The 16,532-nt window shown below is 73.2% G+C and carries 15 protein-coding genes and 1 pseudogene; 11 read left to right on the plus strand and 5 right to left on the minus strand.

The annotated features are described in order from the left end of the window. Positions 1-60: 60 nt before the first annotated feature. On the minus strand, positions 61-666 hold the full coding sequence (locus tag PV364_RS09800; protein WP_319659391.1) for a helix-turn-helix transcriptional regulator: 606 nt from the start codon (positions 664-666) through the stop codon (positions 61-63). Positions 667-834: 168 nt separating this feature from the next. Here PV364_RS09800 and PV364_RS09805 point away from each other — a divergent pair, with 168 nt between their 5' ends. The 6 genes from PV364_RS09805 to PV364_RS09830 all read left to right on the plus strand — a co-directional run bounded on the left by PV364_RS09805 (position 835) and on the right by PV364_RS09830 (position 5,152). After that, positions 835-1,095, plus strand: a complete 261-nt coding sequence (locus tag PV364_RS09805) for a hypothetical protein (protein ID WP_319659392.1) — start codon at positions 835-837, stop codon at positions 1,093-1,095. After that, the gene (locus tag PV364_RS09810; protein ID WP_319659393.1) at positions 1,092-1,865 is read left to right on the plus strand and encodes a polysaccharide deacetylase family protein; all 774 of its coding nucleotides are present in this window, start codon (positions 1,092-1,094) and stop codon (positions 1,863-1,865) included. The genes PV364_RS09805 and PV364_RS09810 overlap by 4 nt, the downstream gene beginning before the upstream one ends. 392 nt (positions 1,866-2,257) lie before the next feature. Then, on the plus strand, positions 2,258-3,097 hold the full coding sequence (locus tag PV364_RS09815; protein WP_319659394.1) for a DUF1684 domain-containing protein: 840 nt from the start codon (positions 2,258-2,260) through the stop codon (positions 3,095-3,097). A gap of 138 nt (positions 3,098-3,235) precedes the next feature. Beyond that, entirely contained in the window at positions 3,236-3,748 is a 513-nt protein-coding gene (locus PV364_RS09820) for a GNAT family N-acetyltransferase (RefSeq protein WP_319659657.1), read from the plus strand. Then, positions 3,748-4,239: a nucleotidyltransferase domain-containing protein gene (locus PV364_RS09825; protein ID WP_319659658.1), complete on the plus strand. Its 492-nt coding sequence runs from the start codon at positions 3,748-3,750 to the stop codon at positions 4,237-4,239. Before PV364_RS09820 ends, PV364_RS09825 begins: the two co-directional genes overlap by 1 nt. A gap of 427 nt (positions 4,240-4,666) precedes the next feature. Beyond that, positions 4,667-5,152, plus strand: a complete 486-nt coding sequence (locus tag PV364_RS09830) for a hypothetical protein (RefSeq protein ID WP_319659395.1) — start codon at positions 4,667-4,669, stop codon at positions 5,150-5,152. Between the two features lie 25 nt (positions 5,153-5,177). On the opposite strand, the gene PV364_RS09835 is transcribed toward PV364_RS09830, so the two are convergent. From PV364_RS09835 to PV364_RS09845, 3 genes are all read right to left on the minus strand, one after another. Then, a complete protein-coding gene (locus PV364_RS09835; RefSeq protein ID WP_319659396.1) occupies positions 5,178-6,533 on the minus strand; it encodes a mycothione reductase in 1,356 nt (451 codons plus the stop codon). Between the two features lie 165 nt (positions 6,534-6,698). Then, entirely contained in the window at positions 6,699-9,647 is a 2,949-nt protein-coding gene (locus PV364_RS09840; RefSeq protein WP_319659397.1) for a carboxypeptidase regulatory-like domain-containing protein, read from the minus strand. A gap of 505 nt (positions 9,648-10,152) precedes the next feature. Next, positions 10,153-11,355, minus strand: coding sequence for a cytochrome P450 (locus PV364_RS09845; protein WP_319659398.1), 1,203 nt, complete (start codon positions 11,353-11,355; stop codon positions 10,153-10,155). 237 nt (positions 11,356-11,592) lie between these two features. Here PV364_RS09845 and PV364_RS41220 point away from each other — a divergent pair. From PV364_RS41220 to PV364_RS09865, 4 genes and pseudogenes are all read left to right on the plus strand, one after another. Beyond that, a pseudogene (locus PV364_RS41220) lies at positions 11,593-11,781 on the plus strand (alpha/beta fold hydrolase); the annotation flags it as partial. Between the two features lie 193 nt (positions 11,782-11,974). Beyond that, positions 11,975-12,394, plus strand: coding sequence for a hypothetical protein (locus PV364_RS09855; RefSeq protein ID WP_319659400.1), 420 nt, complete (start codon positions 11,975-11,977; stop codon positions 12,392-12,394). A gap of 122 nt (positions 12,395-12,516) precedes the next feature. Then, on the plus strand, positions 12,517-13,563 hold the full coding sequence (mgrA, locus tag PV364_RS09860) for an L-glyceraldehyde 3-phosphate reductase (protein WP_319659401.1): 1,047 nt from the start codon (positions 12,517-12,519) through the stop codon (positions 13,561-13,563). A gap of 131 nt (positions 13,564-13,694) precedes the next feature. Next, the gene (locus tag PV364_RS09865) at positions 13,695-14,432 is read left to right on the plus strand and encodes a hypothetical protein (protein WP_319659402.1); all 738 of its coding nucleotides are present in this window, start codon (positions 13,695-13,697) and stop codon (positions 14,430-14,432) included. Positions 14,433-14,637: 205 nt separating this feature from the next. Here PV364_RS09865 and PV364_RS09870 read toward each other — a convergent pair whose 3' ends face one another. Next, positions 14,638-15,222 (minus strand): hypothetical protein, encoded by a 585-nt coding sequence (locus PV364_RS09870; protein ID WP_319659403.1) that lies wholly within the window; start codon positions 15,220-15,222, stop codon positions 14,638-14,640. A gap of 73 nt (positions 15,223-15,295) precedes the next feature. Here PV364_RS09870 and PV364_RS09875 point away from each other — a divergent pair, with 73 nt between their 5' ends. Beyond that, complete coding sequence (locus PV364_RS09875; RefSeq protein ID WP_319659404.1) at positions 15,296-16,477, plus strand: cysteine desulfurase family protein; 1,182 nt, start codon at positions 15,296-15,298, stop codon at positions 16,475-16,477. The last annotated feature ends 55 nt before the right edge of the window (positions 16,478-16,532 follow it).

The following is a 16,532-nucleotide window of genomic DNA, read 5'->3' on the forward strand; positions in this document are numbered from 1 at the left end:
GCGCCCGCAGGCCCACCGCGCAGAACGGGGGCGCGTTCCGGGGCACGGCTGCCCGACCGGTCAGACCAGCTCCGCGCGGTAGACCAGCAGGGCGATCTGGACCCGGTTGTTCAGGCCGAGCTTGGTCAGGATGTGGGAGACGTGCGACGTGACCGTCGGCAGGCTCATGAAGCACGAGGCGGCGATCTCCGCGTTGGTCATGCCCTGGGCGACGGCGAGGGCGACCTCCCGCTCGCGCTCCCCGAGCAGCCGCAACAGCCCCACGAACGGCCGCGCCGGTACCGGCAGCAGCGCGAAACCGCTGACCGCCGCGGTGACCCGGCCCGGACAGCCGGCGGCGACGGTGAACAGTGCCACCAGCAGCGGGACATCGGTCGGCCATACGACGGCCAGGACGACGAGCGTCACAGCCAGTGCCACCGGAAAGCGCCTGCGCCAGTACAGCGCCACGCACGCCAGCAGCGGCACGGCCGTGCCCCGGGCTCCCACCCCCCAGCCGGGCGGCAGGAGCCAGGACAGCGCGGCGTGCGCCGACAGATGGGGATAGACCGGCGGACCGGCCGCGTCGGCCCGCGCCACGAGCACGGTCAGCGCCGCGGCCGCGGCCGCCACGAGCCCGTCCCCGAGACGCGGCCGCTCGCGCCACACCTGCCGAAGATCGATCACGCTCGCCACGGTAATTGCGCCGCGCCCGCCGGCCAACTCCCGACGACACGCGCGGGGAATTCCTGTACCAAAGGATGAAGGCCGCCAGGACCTGGTGGTTCCTTCGGCCGCGACACCGTCTCCCCCTGGCCGAATTCCCCGGTCCCGCATTTCCGTAATGTGAAGGCCATGAACCTCGAGCAATTCTCCCACCGCCTTTCCCGGACCGAGATCGCGGCCATGGTGGCCGCGCTGCTGGGAGTCGTCGTCACGGTCTACGCGGCCGCGCACATCATGGAGCGGATCTGGGCCCACGCGACCCTGGCCCTGATCCAGGTGCCCGGACTCGGTGCGGGCGTCGTGCTCGCGGCGGGCGTGGTCCTGCTTCTGGCCGCCCCGGCCCTGCTCCGCCGAGGGGTCCGGCGCGCCCACCCGGACCTGGACTCGTGAGGCTGCGGACCGGACGCGCCGTCCGTACCGCCCTCGCCCTGGTCACCGCGGCCGTCGCGGCATCGGCCGCGGCGTGCACGTCACTCCACGGGGTGACGTCCCCGCGCGGCGCGCGGGAGGCCGCGGAGGCGGCCGGGACGCCGGGCCCGCAGCGGCCGGTGGACTGCCGCACCGACAAGTGCGTCGCGCTCACCTTCGACGGCGGCCCCAGCAGACCGACCCCGGCACTGCTGGACGTCCTGAAGGAAAAGCACGTCCACGCCACCTTCTTCCTCCAGGGAAAGGGCCACACGGACACCTATCCGAAGACGGTGCTGCGCATGGCCCGCGAGGGCCACGAGATCGGCAACCACACCTGGTCGCACAAGAACCTCACCACATTGGACGAGAAGGGGATCACCGGCGAACTCGTCCCCGTGCAGGAGGAGGTGCGGGCGATCACCGGACACACCCCCACGCTGATGCGTCCCCCGCAGGGCCGTACGGACGACAAGGTGTCGGCCGTCGTGAAACGGCTCGGTCTGGCGCAGGTGCTGTGGAGTGTCACCGCGAAGGACTACGCCACGACGGACACCAAGACGATCATCCGCCGCGTCCTGGACCAGACCCACCGCGACGGGGTCATCCTCCTCCACGAGCGGTACAAGGGAACGACTCCGGCCGTGCCCGTCATCATCGACACCCTCCGCGAGCGGGGATACACCGTGGTCACCTTCTCCCAGCTGCTCGCCCCGGCGGTCCCGCTGCCCGGCGTCGTCTACCGCCCCTGAGGCGTGCGGCGGCTCGTCAGGACCGGTCGCCGACGAGCCGCCGCGGTCGTTCCCCGCCCGTGCCGCCGGGTTCCGAACTCGGGGCCGGCGGCGGCGGGCAGCGCGTCCGCCAGGGCGGAGACCCCGGGGTCGCCGTCGACCCTCGGCGCGGGTGTGTCCCCAGGTCGTCCCGGGTCGTGCCGGATCCGCCGGATGCCGGGGTCGACGCGGTCGGTCTCCGGGTCGCGGCGCGGCAGGACGTGGCCGGCGAGGCGCTCCCGTCACCGTGCGACCCGCGGCTGCCGCGGAGCGTTCCGGGGCCGCCGGATTTCCCGTCGCTCCGGGGATGACGCGCCGGGCCGGCGGGGTTGTACGGGGTGGGACGGAACACAGCGCCTGGCCAAGGAGCGGACATGACCGTGCAGGACACCGACCGGACCGACCTCGGCGATCGGGCGGCCTTCGCCGAGGAGTGGGAACGGTGGCACCGCGCCAAGGAGGACAACCTCGCCGGGCCGCACGGCTTCCTGGCGATCACGAGTCTGCGCTGGCTCGGCCCGGAACCCGAGCGCTTCGACGACGCCCCCGGCACGTGGTCCGCCGCGGGCGACCGCGTGGTGGTCGATCTCGCCGAGGGCGAGGAGCTGACGGTCGACGGCACTGCGGTGCACGGCCGCCACGACTTCGGGGTCATCGGTGAGCGGGACAGCGTGTACGCGGGCCACGGCGACGCGGTGATCGAGGTCGCCAAGCGGGGCGGACACAACATCGTGCGCCCCCGCCATCCCGGCAGCGCCCTGCGGACCGCGTTCACGGGCACGCCCGCCTATGCCCCCGACCCCCGCTGGGCCCGCGAGGGCCGCTTCGTGCCGTTCGACACCCCGCGCGCGGTCACCGTGGGCGCCGCCGTCGAGGGCCTGGAGCACGTCTACGACTCCCCCGGCCAGGTGGAGTTCGAGCTGGACGGCGCGACGCACCGGCTGACCGTCTTCAACGGCGCCCGGCCCGGCAGCCTGATGGCGCTCTTCACGGACGCCACCTCCGGGGTGACCACCTACGCCGCCAACCGCTCGCTCCAGATCGACGCGCCCGGCCCCGACGGCCGCGTCCACCTCGACTTCAACCGCGCAGCCAACCTGCCCTGCGCCTACACCGACCTCGCCACCTGCCCCCTCCCGCCCGTCGGGAACCGCCTTCCGGTGGCCGTCGAGGCGGGCGAGAAGATCCCGTTCGAACGCGGCGGCCGGGGCTGAGCGCGGTCCCCTTCAATTCGCTGGACGTGCCGGGGGCCGGTCGGCGACCATCCGCGGGTGGCCGATGACGTCGATGACCGGGGACCGCTCGCGCGCGGCCCGCAGCACGTCCGTTTCGTGGAACTGTCCGGCGCCGTGATGTCCGCCCTGCTCGAAGGAGACCTCTCCGGGGCCGGCGCGGTCGCGGGCGTTCCCCTGACCGAGTACTTCCTGACCGACCGGGCACGGTGGCTGTGGCGGTACCGGCTCGGTCAGATGGCCGCCGATCCCGGCCGCGCGCGGTGGATGGTGCGGCAGGCGGTCGTGGCGGACGGCGGTCCGGTCGTCGGACACGCCGGTTTCCACGGACCTCCCGACGAGACCGGCATGGTCGAGATCGGCTACGCGGTCGCCCCTCCCTTCCGTCGCCAGGGATACGCCCGCTCCACCCTGGCCGAGTTGCTGCGCCGCGCGGCGGCGGAACCGTCGGTCACGACCGTGCGGGCGGCGATCGCCCCGGACAACGTGGCGTCCCTGGCCACGATCGCGGGTTTCGGCTTCGTCGAGGTCGGCGAGCAGTGGGACGAGGAGGACGGGCGCGAACTCGTCTTCGAGGTCCCGGCCCGCCCGGTCCGTGGGACCGCGACGCCGGCGCCGGGGGGCCCGGCATGATGACCGCCGCCGACGTCCTGTCCGTGCTCGCCGTGCTCCGGCGGGCGGGGACGGACGTCTGGATCGGTGGCGGCTGGGGGGTCGACGCGCTGGTCGGTGAGCAGACACGTCCGCATCGCGATCTGGACCTGATGCACCGCGTGGAGCAGGAGCCGGCCGTCGTCGCGGCCCTGGCGGACGCGGGGTTCGCCGAGACCCTGGACTGGCGGCCGGTGCGGTTCGTCGTGACGGACCCGCTCGGGCGGGAACTCGACCTCCACCCCCTGTCCTTCGCCGCGGACGGGTCCGCCGTGCAGTCCTCCCCCGACCCGGAGCACCCCTTCCGCTATCCCGCCGCGAGCTTCACCACCGGCACCGTCGGGGGAACAGCGGTCCCCTGCCTGTCCGCCGAGCAGCAGGTCCACTTCCACCAGGGCTACGAGCCGGCCGACCGCGACCGCCACGACATGGCCCGACTCCGGCGCGCCTTCGGCATCGAGACCCACTTCTGACGCCCGCCCGCACCGGTGGCGCCGCTGCCGCCGGCGGTCCGCCGACCGTCAACAGTGTCAAACGGTGTTATGGAGATTCGGTGTGCACATCGAAGTGTCCGGACACCGAACACGCTCAGCACGCCCCCCATATCATCCCCTATGCGGTCAAAGCATGACTCCCGCAGCCTCTTGCGGGCGGGGACCGCGCCGCGGGCAATCAACACTGTCTGCTACGTTCCCCATGGCTCGACAGTGAGGTCGGGCCCGGGCGGTGGATGACAGCGGTGCGAACGCCGGGCACCACCACGTGCCGTGACCAGTCCGCACGCCCTCCCCGCACGCCCTGTCGTGTCACACCACCGCTGCGGCGGGCGGATCGACCCGACCGATCAAGCCCCCGGCGACCCGCACCACCGATCCACAGCACGACCTTGGGAGCACATCCGTGCGGAAAGCACCCCTGCCCGCCGTACTCGTCACCGCCGGCGCCGCCGCACTCGTCTCGGCCGCCGCGCTCGGCGCCTTCGCCGTGGCGCGTTCGCACGGCTCGGCCTCCGGACCCGGCGACGGGGCGGACGCCGCGGGCGGCCTGCGCGTCGGCGCCACCTGCACGTCCGACTTCGCCTTCGCCACCGAGGTCTCGTGCGGGCTGGCGCACTTCGGGGACGTCCGCCGGCACTGCTCCGGTACGAGCACCGCGAACTGCCCGCGGACCCGCTCCGTCACGCTGAAGAACACCGGCAGGACGCCGGTGCGGCTCGTGGCGATCAGTGGATCGGCGCCGGGCGAACGCCACGAGACCGTCTCCCGCACCCTCCCCGCCGGCGCGTGGGAGGTCCTGGGGCCGCGCGCGGGTGACGCCTTCCTCTTCGACATCGTCCTCCGGTCGGACGGCGGCCGGGCGACGGTGTCCGTCACCGGCGTGTCCTGACCCGTTCCCGACGTGACACGAGACGTCACAGGGCCAGCAGCGCCTGCTCCACGACCTCGGTGAGGGCGGGGTGGATGTACAGCGCGTCCTGCGCGACGTGGTCCACGCTCTGCCCCAGGGTCACGGCCTGGATGAGGGGCTGGATGAGCGTCGCGGCCTGGGGTCCGATGATGTGGGCACCCAGGAGGGTGCGGTCGGCCGGGTCCGCGAGGAGTTTGACGAAGCTGGTGGTGTCCTCCAGCGCCCAGCCGTAGGCCGCGTCGCCGTAGTCGCGGACGCTCACGAGGTAGTCGATGCCGCGGCGGCGCGCCTCCTGCTCCGTCAGGCCGACACTCGCGATCTGCGGATGCGTGAACACCGCGTGCGGCACGCCCTTGGTGCCGAGGGTGCGGATGTCGTCGGGGTGGAGCAGGTTGTGGCGCACGAGGCGCACCTCGGCGTTGGCCCGGTGCTTGAGCTGGAAGTGGTTGGCGACGTCTCCCAGCGCCCACACCCCCGGTACCGACGTGCGGCATGCGGCGTCGGTGGCGATGTGGCCGTCGCAGTCCAGTTCCAGTCCGCCTGCCTCGGCGTCCAGCCGGTCGGTGTTGGGCCGGCGGCCCACGGACACCAGCATCGCCTCGGCCTCGACGACCTGTTCGCCCTGCGGGCCCCGCACGGTGACCGCGACACCGTCGGCGGTGCGTGCCACGGAGACGGCTTCGGTGTCGAGCAGGACCCGGTGGCGTCGCGCGGCGAGTTCGGTGAAGCGTGCCGACACCTGCTCGTCCTCGGCCATCAGCAGCCGCGGCCTGTGCTGAATGATCGTCACCTCCGCCCCGAACGCGTCGAGGACGTGGCCGAACTCGGCCGCGATGAAGCCTCCGCCGAGGACGACCAGGGACGCGGGCACCTCGTCGATCCGCATGATGGTGTCCGAGGTGTGGAACGGCACGGTGTCGAGCCCGGGGATGTCGGGGATCACCGGCCGGGACCCGACCGCCACGACGATCGTCTCCGCGCCGATCCGCTCGGAGCCGACCTGGAGCACCTTCGGCGCGACGAAGCGGGCCGCGTCGGTGTACACGTCCACGCCGCTGCCTCGACGGTAGTCCACCGCGGCCTTGTGGAGCGGGTCGATCCGTCCGAACACCCGGTCGCGGACGGCGCGCCACTCCACGGGCTCCACCGTGGCGTGCACGCCGAGCCGCGCGGCCTCCCGCGCGTCCATCACCGCGTCGGCGGCGACGACCAGCATCTTGCTGGGGATGCAGCCCCTGTTGAGGCACGTGCCGCCGAACCGGCCGGGATCGACGGCCGCGGACCGCAGATGGGCGAGTTCGTCGCCGAACAGCATGTTGCCGCTGCCCATTCCCAGAACCACGAGGTCGTAGTGGAGCACGTCCGTCCGCCTTCCCTCACCGCCGAGTCCTTTTCGTCCCGATTCTCGCCCCTGCGGTGCCGTCCGCGCAGCGGACCACACCGCCCCTGGGACACGTTGTCCCCGGCCGGGCCCCGGCACGAGTGCCGAGGCCCGGCCGGGGACGGCCGCGGGGATGACGGGTGATCAGGCGCCGTGTCCGTGGGCCGCGGTGACGTGCAGGGTCACCGGGACCGGGGCGACGGCGTAGGGGGTGTCGCCGGTGAGCGTGATCTGCGTACGGTAGTCGCCCGGCGCGGTGACGTCCGGGGAGGCGGAGTCGAGGACGAGGGTGACGGTGGTGCGCCGGCCCGGCTCCAGCGTCACCTGGAAGACGCCCGGCGTCAGCCAGCCGGTGCCGGAGGCCTGGGCCAGACGGACGGTCACCGGCGCGGTGCCGGTGTTGGCCAGGCGCAGCCGTGCGGTCGTGTGCCGCCCCTGGACGACGGTGCCGCTGATCGTCTGCGGGGTGGCGGTGACACGTCCGGCGCCGGGGGCCAGGTCCGTGCGGGTCACCCGGTCGGCACGCACCGTGGTCCGCTCCGTCGCCGTGGCGTAGCCGGACGCCGTCGCGCCGAGGGTGTGCTTGCCGGGACCCGCGGCGAACAGGGTGTAGAAGCCGTCGCCGACGGCCGGGTCCTCCGGGGTCGCGGTGGTGGTGGCGGTGGACTGCGGGTTCCCGAGGTCGGTGACGGTGGCGCCGACCAGGCCCGCGTGGGTGTTGGCGTCACTGACGGTGCCGACGGCCAGACCGCCGGGGGTGGGCACGAGGGTGCGGGTCGCGACGAAGACGTCGTCGATCGCCCAGTGGTAGCCCCAGTTCGCGACGAAGTGGAAGCGCAGCTGGACGGCCTTGTGCCCGGCGAAAGCGCCGAGGGCCACGTGGAGCGTGCGGTTCTGCGCGGTGTCGCTTGACTTGGGCGAGGCCCAGGCGTTCGTCCAGGTGGCGCCGCCGTCGGTGGTGACGTCCACGCTCATCTGCTGGTTGTTCGGGTTGTACCCGTACTCGGTCCTGAAGGAGAGTTCGGCCGACTGTCCTGCGGAGAAGTCGTAGACCGGGCTGATGAGTTGGCTGTCCTGGTGCGGGCCGATCGGTCCGTTGTCGCTCTCGGCGACCGCGAAGGCGCCGCTGCCGCCGGTGAGGTTGCCGCGCTGGATCGGGTCGTCGAACTCCCAGCCGCTGTCGGTCCCGGGGGCGTTGACGACGCTCCAGCCCTGCGGGGCGCCGGCGGTGGAGTCGAACGTCTCGGTGCCGCCGACGCGTTCGAGGCTGTAGCCGACGGCGGTGGCCGCGTCGGGGTCGGCGGTCAGCGCGACGTCGGCGGTGACGGACCTGTGCCCGACCGTGACGCCCTGCTCCCGCGCCTCGTAGCCGGGCAGGCTGCTGGTGACGTCCAGGGTGTAGTCGGCGCCCTGGGGCAGGTCCAGCCGGTACGCGCCGGTGACCGGGTCGGTCCACACCGGGGCCTCCGGCGAACCGGCCACCGTGATCTTCGCGTAGAGCGGCCAGCCGTGGCCGGAACCGTCGGTGACCGTGCCGCGGACGTGCTCGCGCGGGATCGGGGTGAGCGCGACATCGCGCGTCAGGGACTGGCCGTCGGCGACGGTCAGGGTGACCGGGTCGGCGGCGGTGTAGCCGAAGGCCTTCACCGTCAGGTCCTTCACGGTGCCGGCGGGCAGGTCGAGGGTGTACGCGCCCTCGGTGTCGGTCGTAGTGACGTCCAGCCCGGAGCCGACGGTCGCGCGGGCGACCGGCTTGCCGGTGGCCGCGTCCTTAACGGTGCCGGACAGCGTGCCGTGCGGACCGCTGCGGAAGGCGGCCAGGCCCGCGGGCGTGCCGAGGCCCGTCGGTCCGTCGTAGCCGGGGCCGCCGGTGCACAAGTAGGCGACGGCGCAGGTGCCGTTGGAGCCGGTGGTGACGTCGTTGAGGCCCGCGCCGCCGGCCGCGTAGGGGTAGGCGTTGGGGTACGTGCCCGGGCGCGGGGGTCCGGCCAGGGCGTAGAGGGAGGCGATCACCGGAGTCGCGACGCTGGTGCCGCCGTAGCGCTGCCAGCCGGTCCCCTGGTCGCCGAACGTCAGGTAGACGGCGACGTTGTCGGCCACGGCGGAGACGTCCGCCACGCTCCGCCCGGTGCAGCCGGTGTCCTTCTGGAAGGCAGGCTTGACCTGGTTCTGCGCGCACCCGGAGCCGGGTCCGTAGTTGTCCCGGGCCCAGACCGTCTCCGACCAGCCGCGGGCGGACCCCGGGTCGGCGGTGAGGGTGGTGCCGCCGACGGCGGTCACGGTCGGCAGGGTCGAGGGGAAGGAGACCCCGTACTTGTTGTCGCCACTGGCCGCCACCACGGCGACACCCGGGTGGTCGTACGAGGCGCCGTAGGTGGCGAGGTCGTCGGCGGAATCACCGGGCCGGCCGTAGGAGTTGGAGACGTACTTCGCTCCGAGGGAGACGGCCTCGTCCACGCCGGCGGCGAGGTTGTCCAGGCCGTCGTTGTCGGTCTCCACGAGCAGGATGTGCGCGCCCGGGGCGGCCGCGGACACCATGTCCAGGTCGAGGGCGATCTCCCCCGCCCACCCCTGGCTGGGCTGCGGGTAGGAGGTGCCTCCGCGCTGGTCGACCTTCCGGAAGCAGCCGTTGGCCGTGGTGCAGGGCGACAGACCGTACTGCTGGCGGTAGACGGCGAGGTCGGCCTCGGCGTTGGGGTTGTCGTAGGCGTCGACGATCGCGATCGTCTGCCCCGCACCGCCGTCCGCGGGCAGGTTGTACGCGCTCTGGATGTCCTGCGGGCCCAGGCCGGCCGGGGTCGCCGAGGCGCCGAGGCGGAGGAGCGGCGGCTGACCGGTGGCGCGCAGCGCGTAGCAGGCGGCACGGCCCTTGGCGGGGGCGTCGCAGACGGGTTCGAGGTCGGGCGCGGTGTCCGGCGCGGCAGTTGTGCGGGCGGCATGGGTGACCGCGTGCACGACGGGGGTGGTCGGCCGGGCCTGTGCGGCCGGCTGGAGGCCCAGCGCCGCCAGGGCCGCGACGCCGAGGACGGCGGCGGCGCGACCGATTGCGCGGAAGGCCGGTGCGGCACTTCTCGCGGAGGGGGATATCGACACAATCAACCAATCCGGACAGGGCCCCGAATTCGGGGCCGGTGACGGCGGATTCACCGATCCACCGACGAACCATTACCGGACCCGCATTGACCGTGTGTCAATACCTCGCTTGGTGCCGTCACATGTCGCCGCCCTTTTGATGCGCATGATTCGAGCCACGGGTAAAAACGTTCCCAAAACTCGGCTCAACGTGCGGCCGGGCAACCCGGCGCGGCCGGATACGTCCTGGTGAGCAGCGTGATCCCGGACGAAGAGGCATCAGTGGCCATGAACGCGGGCAGACCGCCCGGCGCCGCACGGCCGGTATCGGGGAATTCCCGCCGACCGGGCTTCTCATATGTGCAGGCGCACATCTTCCCCCGGGTACCGGGTTGCCACGGGCGGCGGCAGCGGGCGAGAATCCGGTGCGGCCGACAAATGAACCGTGCACCGGCCAATCGGAAATGCGGTCATGGGACGGAGAATTCCCCGTGTCCGCGGGCGGTCCCCGGGGACGGCGGTCGCGTCAGAGGCGGACGGGCACCCGCGCCTTCGCGTTGAACACCGGTGTGGGCAGCGGTTCCAGCGCGTCGGCGGGCTCGGCGAGTTCCAGGTCGGGGAAGCGCGCGAAGAGGGCGGGCAGGGCGATCGCCGCCTCCAGCCGTGCCGGCGATTCCCCGATGCAGCGGTGAACTCCGTGGCCGAACGCCAGGTGCTCCTTGTCCGGCCGGTCGACGTCGAAGGTCGCCGCCGTTTCGCCGTGCACCCGCGGGTCACGGCCGCCGGCCCCGAAGCCCAGGAGGATCGCCTCGCCGCGGCGGATGACGACACCGTCCCCGAGGTCGATGTCCTCCAGCGCGTACCGCAACGGCATGTGCTGCACCGGCGCGTCCTGACGCAGCGTCTCCTCCACGACCGCGGACCACGGCGTCGTGCCCTCGGTGACGGCGAGCCGCTGCCGCGTGTGCCGAAGGACGTCGAGGACCGCGTTGCCGATCAGGCCCGAGGCGGACGGCACGCCACCGGCGATGGTGACGACCAGGGCGAGCAGGCGTTCCTCGTCCGTCAGGTGCGCGGCTCGCACAAGAGTCGTCGCCATGTCGTCCCCGTTGGCGTCCCGCTTGGCCGCCAGCAGGGCGGTCAGGAAGCCCATGGCCTCGCTCCTCCCGGCGGCGGCCGCCGCCGGATCGGCGGAGGGCTCCAGCAGGTGCCCGATCGCCTGCCGCGCGCGCCGCCGCTCCTCCTCCGGGACGCCCAGCAGGTCGCACACGGTCCCAGCGGCGATCACGTCCGCGTACGCACGGCGCAGGTCCACCACCCTGCCGGAGCCGTGCGCCTCCAGGGCGTCGAGGGCGGCGTCCACCTGCCGCCGCACCCGCTCGCCCAGCGCCGCCAGACGCGGCGGCGTGAACGCCTCCTCCATGACGCTGCGCAGCCTGCGGTGATCGGCTCCGTAGGCGTTGAGCACGGTGGGCGACAGGAGGAACGGCGCGAGCGGCCAGTCCGCCGGAACCCCGGCCAGCGCGGGCCAGTGCCGCCGTGCGTCGCGGGACACCCGGACGTCCTCCGCGAGCCGCCTGAGCAGGTCGTACCTCGTCACGGACCATGCCGTGACCCCGCCCGAGAGGTCGACCCGGGCCGCCGGGCCCACGCTCCTGAGCCGGGCGTTGGCCTCCTGGAGCCGGCGCCCGGTGGGGTCGAAGCGGAAAACCTCCGGATGCGTCTCCATCGCCGATCGCGCTCCATGCGGTGCTTGTGCCGTGCGGTGCGGTGCGCGGCGCCGTGGGACCGGCGCCGTACCGTCCCATCGTTCGACGCTTTTCCGCTGCGCGCACGGCGAGCGGCCACCACCTCGCACGTCACCGCTTCAGGGAGTCAGCATGGCACCGACGTGATCCACGCGACGCGCGAGGTGTCCCATGAACGACGCGACCGTCCGTGAAGGCGAGTGCTCACCGGCGACGGCGTGCGCCTGCGCTATCTGGAGTACGGCACCGGGGACCCGCTCGTCCTCGTCGCCGGCTTCTCGCAGACCGCCGCCGGGTTCGCCGGGCAACTCGACGGACTCGGCCGGCGCCGCCGCGTGATCGCCCTGGACCACCGCGGCCACGGACGGTCGGAGAGGCCCGCCCACGGCTACCGGGTCTCCCGGCTCGCCATGGACCTGCACGACCTGTGCGACGCCGCCTTGCTCGGACACTCCCTGGGCTGCGCGGCGCTCTGGTGCCACCGGGACCTCTTCGGCCGCGACCGCACCGGGCGCCTGGTCCTGGTCGACCGGTCGCCCGTCGTCGCCCGTCGTCGCGTCGCAATTGGCCGGTGCCGGGCAGGAGCCCCCGCCCGCCGCGGTGTTCACCCCGGAACTGGCCCTCGGCATCGCGGCGGGGCCGCGCGGCAGCGCCGCCACCGCGGCCGCCACCGCGCGGGCCGTCGCCGACATGCTGCACAGCCCGTCCCTGGACGAGAACCACGTGCGGTGGCTCGTGGAGCAGAACCGGCTGCTTCCGCCGCGCCACGCGGCCGACCCGCACCTGGACCACTACGGCGACGACTGGCAAGACGTCCTGCCCCGCATCACCGTCCCGGCCCTCGTCATCGGCGGCGAGCTCAGCCTTTTCCCGCCCGGCACGACCGAGTGGGTCGCCTCCCTCATCCCCGGGGCGCGCGCACACGTGTTCTCCGCGCAGGAGGCCGGCAGCCACCTGATGTTCTGGGAGAACCCGCAGCTCTTCAACCGTGTCGTGGCCGATTTCCTCGACGCCGCCTGAGCCGGCACCGCATTGAGAAGCCGCACCGCTCAATCCAAGAGGCGAGGACTGTTGGACTTCCGAATCACGACGCAGCAGGCTGGACGCCGCACCTGGCAACCCACACGTCGCGGAGAAGTCCCATGCCCCACGTCGCCAACCCCGATCGCTACGACGGCACGATGCGGTACCGCCGTACCGGACGCTCGGGGCTCGACCTGCCCCTGCTCTCCCTGGGCTACTGGCACAACTTCGGCGACGACAAGCCCTTCGAGCGGCAGCGCGAGATCACCTTGCGCGCGTTCGACCTCGGCATCACCCACCACGACCTGGCGAACAACTACGGCCCGCCCTACGGCGCCGCCGAACTCACCTTCGGCCGCATCATGAGGAACGACCTCGCGCCCTACCGCGACGAGATGGTGATCTCCACCAAGGCCGGCTGGGACATGTGGCCGGGCCCCTACGGCCAGGGCGGCGGTTCCCGGAAGTACCTGCTCGCCTCGCTGGACCAGTCCCTGCAGCGCATGGGCCTGGACTACGTCGACATCTTCTACAGCCACCGCCTCGACGCCACCACGCCGCTCGAGGAGACGATGGGCGCCCTCGACACCGCGGTCCGCCAGGGCAAGGCCCTGTACGTCGGCATCTCCTCCTACGACGCGAAGCGGACGAGCGAGGCCGCGGCCATCCTGCGGGACCTCGGCACGCCGCTGCTGATCCACCAGCCGTCGTACTCCCTGCTGAACCGCTGGATCGAGACCGAAGGGCTCCTGGAGACCGCGCACCACGAGGGGGTCGGCGTCATCGGCTTCACCGCGCTCGCCCAGGGGCTCCTGACGGACCGTTACCTCGACGGAGTCCCCGAGGACTCCCGCGCCGCGCACGGCTCGACGTTCGACGCCGCGTGGCTCTCCGAGGACATGCTGCGACGGCTGCGCGGCCTCGCCGCCATCGCCCGGGACCGCGGCCAGTCCCTGGCCCAGATGGCACTGGCCTGGGCCCTGCGCGACGAGCGCGTCACCTCCCTCGTGATCGGCGCGTCCCGGGTCGAGCAGGTGGAGCAGAACGTCGCCGCCCTGGGGAACCTCCACTTCGGCGCCGACGAACTGGCCCGGATTGACGAGTACTCCTTCGACGCGAGCGGCGTCGACCTCTGGCGCGACGCCCGCAACGGCGCCCTCGGCTGAGGCCCGTGCATTACCGTTCTCGCATGCGTTGATCTCCAGGGCGGCGGCCAGGCGCCGCCGCGGACGGTACCGGCGGCCCGGCGTGCGGGCCGCCGGCAGCCCTGCCCGGCCACCCTCCCGCGGAGATCACCGTGACCTCTCACCACCCGCTCACCTATGCGGCGTTCACCGAACGGGCCGTCGCCGACGACGCCGTCGTGGGCCTCGTCCTCAAGGGCTCCCAGGCGCACGAGGGCATGGCCACCACGCACTCGGACCATGATCTGTACGTCGTCCTCGCCGACGGCGCGGCAACGGACCTCACCCGCTTCGCGGGTCACCGCACCCCCGAACTCGACCTCGTCGTCGTCACCCTGGCCGGGTTCCGCGACGCCGGAGTGCCCGGCTTCGAGCGCTACGCCCTCGCCCGCGCCCGTGTCGTGCTGGACCGGCTCGACGGGGAGATCGCCCGGATCCTGGCCGCCAAGGCGCGCCTCGACAACGACGAGGCGTTCCGGGACTCCGGTGCCTGGCTGGACGCCTACGCCAACTCTCTCTACCGGTCGGTCAAGAACGCCCGTGACGGCCATGCCCTCGCCGCGCGGCTCGACGCCGCCGACAGCATCGGGTTCCTGCTGGAACTGCTCTTCGCCCTCGACCGCCGCCCCCGCCCGTACAACAGGTACCTGGAGTGGGAACTCACCCGCCACCCGTTGCCCGGCTGGGAATCCGCCGCGCTGCTGGAGGCGATCGACACCATCGCGCGCAGCGGCGACGTCCCCACGCAGCGGCGTCTCTTCGCCCGTGCCGAGGCGGCGGCGCGGCGCGCGGGACACGGCGCCGTGCTGGACGCGTGGGGCGAGGACCTGGCCCTGATGCGCCCGCGGTAGGCGTCCCGCGCGGGTGCCGGCGGCCGGCCCGGTCGCGGCACCGTGGCCACGAAGCACGGCGTCGTCGGGCTGACGGGCGCCGCGGCACTGGGCACTCGCGCCGCTCGTCGCCCACCTCCCGGGGGACAAGGCCGCCTGCCCGCGTCACCGGTGCCGTGCTCCCGATGCACGGCGGCGGCTGGACGGCCCGCCGCGCGGATCCCGCTCACGTGGGCCAGTGGTACCCGAGCGCGAAGTCGACCACGACGGCGAAGGTCAGGTACATGAGCCAGCAGGCGGTGAGGACGCGGAACAGCCCCATCACCCGCTCGGCGACCGGGACGCCGACGGACATGACGAGCTTGGCGGCGTAGACGCCGAAGAGGCCGATGAAGACGATGCCGACGGGCCAGTCGTTCACGGCGAAGAACACCGTCGCGCCCAGCGCCGACAGGACCATGTAGGCCACCGAGACCCCGGCGTTCACGCGCGGGTCGTTGCCCCGGTAGCGGTCCCAGCCCAGCGCGAACCAGTGGATGCCGTACGCGGAGAAGGCCAGCGCCGCCATGTAGAGGGACGGCGCCTTGAACACCTCGAACCACGTGAGTCCGACGAAGAGGATGACACCGGCCAACAACTGGCAGAAGCCCGGAAGCCAGATGCCCCAGGTGCCCAGCGCGCGGTCCACGCGCTCGTCGCGTTTGGGCCAGCCGAACAGCTCCTGCGGGCCCCAGATCAGGTAACCGGTGCCCAGGCCGAAGAAGCCGAGGGCGAGCGGCGGATACGCCGAAACGGGAAAAATGACGTCCATAAGTCGCTCATTCCCGGCAAATGGTAAATAATCCGCGGGTCCCCCGTCGCCGAATGGATGTGCAGGATCTCTCATGAACGTGCCGCCGCATCCGGGTCTCGACGGCGGCCCGGTGTACCTGGACCACAACGCCACCACTCCGGTCGACCCCCGGGTCGCGGAGGCGACGCGCCCCTGGCTGGAGCGCTGGTTCGGCAATCCCTCCAGCGGGCACGCCGTCGCCGCGGAACCGAGAGCGGCCCTCGCGCGCGCCCGGGAGCAGGTCGCCGCGCTCATCGGGGCCGCGGCCGACGAGATCGTGTTCACCGGCTCCGGGTCGGAGGCGGACACGCTCGCGCTGCGCGGCGCCGTGCTGGCCGCCGCGCCAGGCAGGTCCCGTGTGATCACCCAGGTCACCGAGCACCCGGCCGTTCTGGAGACCTGCCGCGCGCTGGCGCGTCTGCACGGGGTCGAGGTCACGCTCCTGCCGGTGGACGGCGAGGGTCTGGTGGACCCCGCCCGCCTGGCCGCCGCGCTCGACGAGCGGACCGCCCTGGTCTCCGTCATGGCCGCCAACAACGAGACCGGAACGCTCCAGCCCGTGGCCGAGCTGGCCCGGCTGACCCGGGCGCACGGCGCGCTGTTCCACTGCGACGCCGCCCAGGCGGCCGGCAAGGTTCCGCTGGACGTGCGCGACCTCGGGGTGGATCTGCTGACCCTCGTGGGTCACAAGATGTACGCCCCGAAGGGCGTAGCCGCCCTCTACGTGCGACGGGGCGTCCGCCTGGAGCCGCTGGTCCCCGGCGGCGGCCAGGAGAGCGGACGGCGGGCGGGCACGGAGAACGTGGCCTTCGCCGTCGCCCTGGGGGCCGCGGCCGGGCTGGCCGCCGCGGAGCTCGTCGGCGGCGGCGACCGGCGGGCCGCCGCGCTGCGCGACCGCCTGCACGACGGCCTCGCCGGGGCGCTTCCCGGGCGGGTCCACCTGAACGGCTCCGCCCGGCACCGCCTGCCCGGGACCCTCAACGTCAGCATCGACGGCACGGCGGGCCACGACCTGCTCGCCGCCGTGCCACTGCTCGCGGCCTCCACCGGTTCCGCCTGCCACACCGGAGTCCGCACGCCCTCCCCCGTCCTGCGGGCGATGGGCCTGGACGACGCCCGCGCCCTGGCCGCGCTGCGGCTGTCGGTCGGCCGCTGGACGACCCGGGCCGACGTCGACCTGGCCGTCGGGCTGCTCGTCGCCGCCGTGCGCTCCGCCGAGGCGGCCCGCGTCTGAGAGCCACCCGCCCGGACTTGCGGGCGTCCTCCCGGCCGGTAGCGTCGGAAGGACG

Source organism: Streptomyces sp. MI02-7b (assembly GCF_033793585.1).
GTDB lineage: Bacteria > Actinomycetota > Actinomycetes > Streptomycetales > Streptomycetaceae > Actinacidiphila.

Excerpts from the sequence above, each read along its gene's own strand:
- PV364_RS09845 (WP_319659398.1), bottom strand. The coding sequence starts at position 11,355 with ATGGAGACGCATCCGGAGGTTTTCCGCTTCGACCCCACCGGGCGCCGG.
- PV364_RS09820 (WP_319659657.1), top strand. The coding sequence starts at position 3,236 with ATGTCCGCCCTGCTCGAAGGAGACCTCTCCGGGGCCGGCGCGGTCGCG.
- PV364_RS09825 (WP_319659658.1), top strand. The coding sequence starts at position 3,748 with ATGACCGCCGCCGACGTCCTGTCCGTGCTCGCCGTGCTCCGGCGGGCG.
- PV364_RS09815 (WP_319659394.1), top strand. The coding sequence starts at position 2,258 with ATGACCGTGCAGGACACCGACCGGACCGACCTCGGCGATCGGGCGGCC.
- PV364_RS09875 (WP_319659404.1), top strand. The coding sequence starts at position 15,296 with ATGAACGTGCCGCCGCATCCGGGTCTCGACGGCGGCCCGGTGTACCTG.
- PV364_RS09805 (WP_319659392.1), top strand. The coding sequence starts at position 835 with ATGAACCTCGAGCAATTCTCCCACCGCCTTTCCCGGACCGAGATCGCG.
- mgrA (WP_319659401.1), top strand. The coding sequence starts at position 12,517 with ATGCCCCACGTCGCCAACCCCGATCGCTACGACGGCACGATGCGGTAC.
- PV364_RS09870 (WP_319659403.1), bottom strand. The coding sequence starts at position 15,222 with ATGGACGTCATTTTTCCCGTTTCGGCGTATCCGCCGCTCGCCCTCGGC.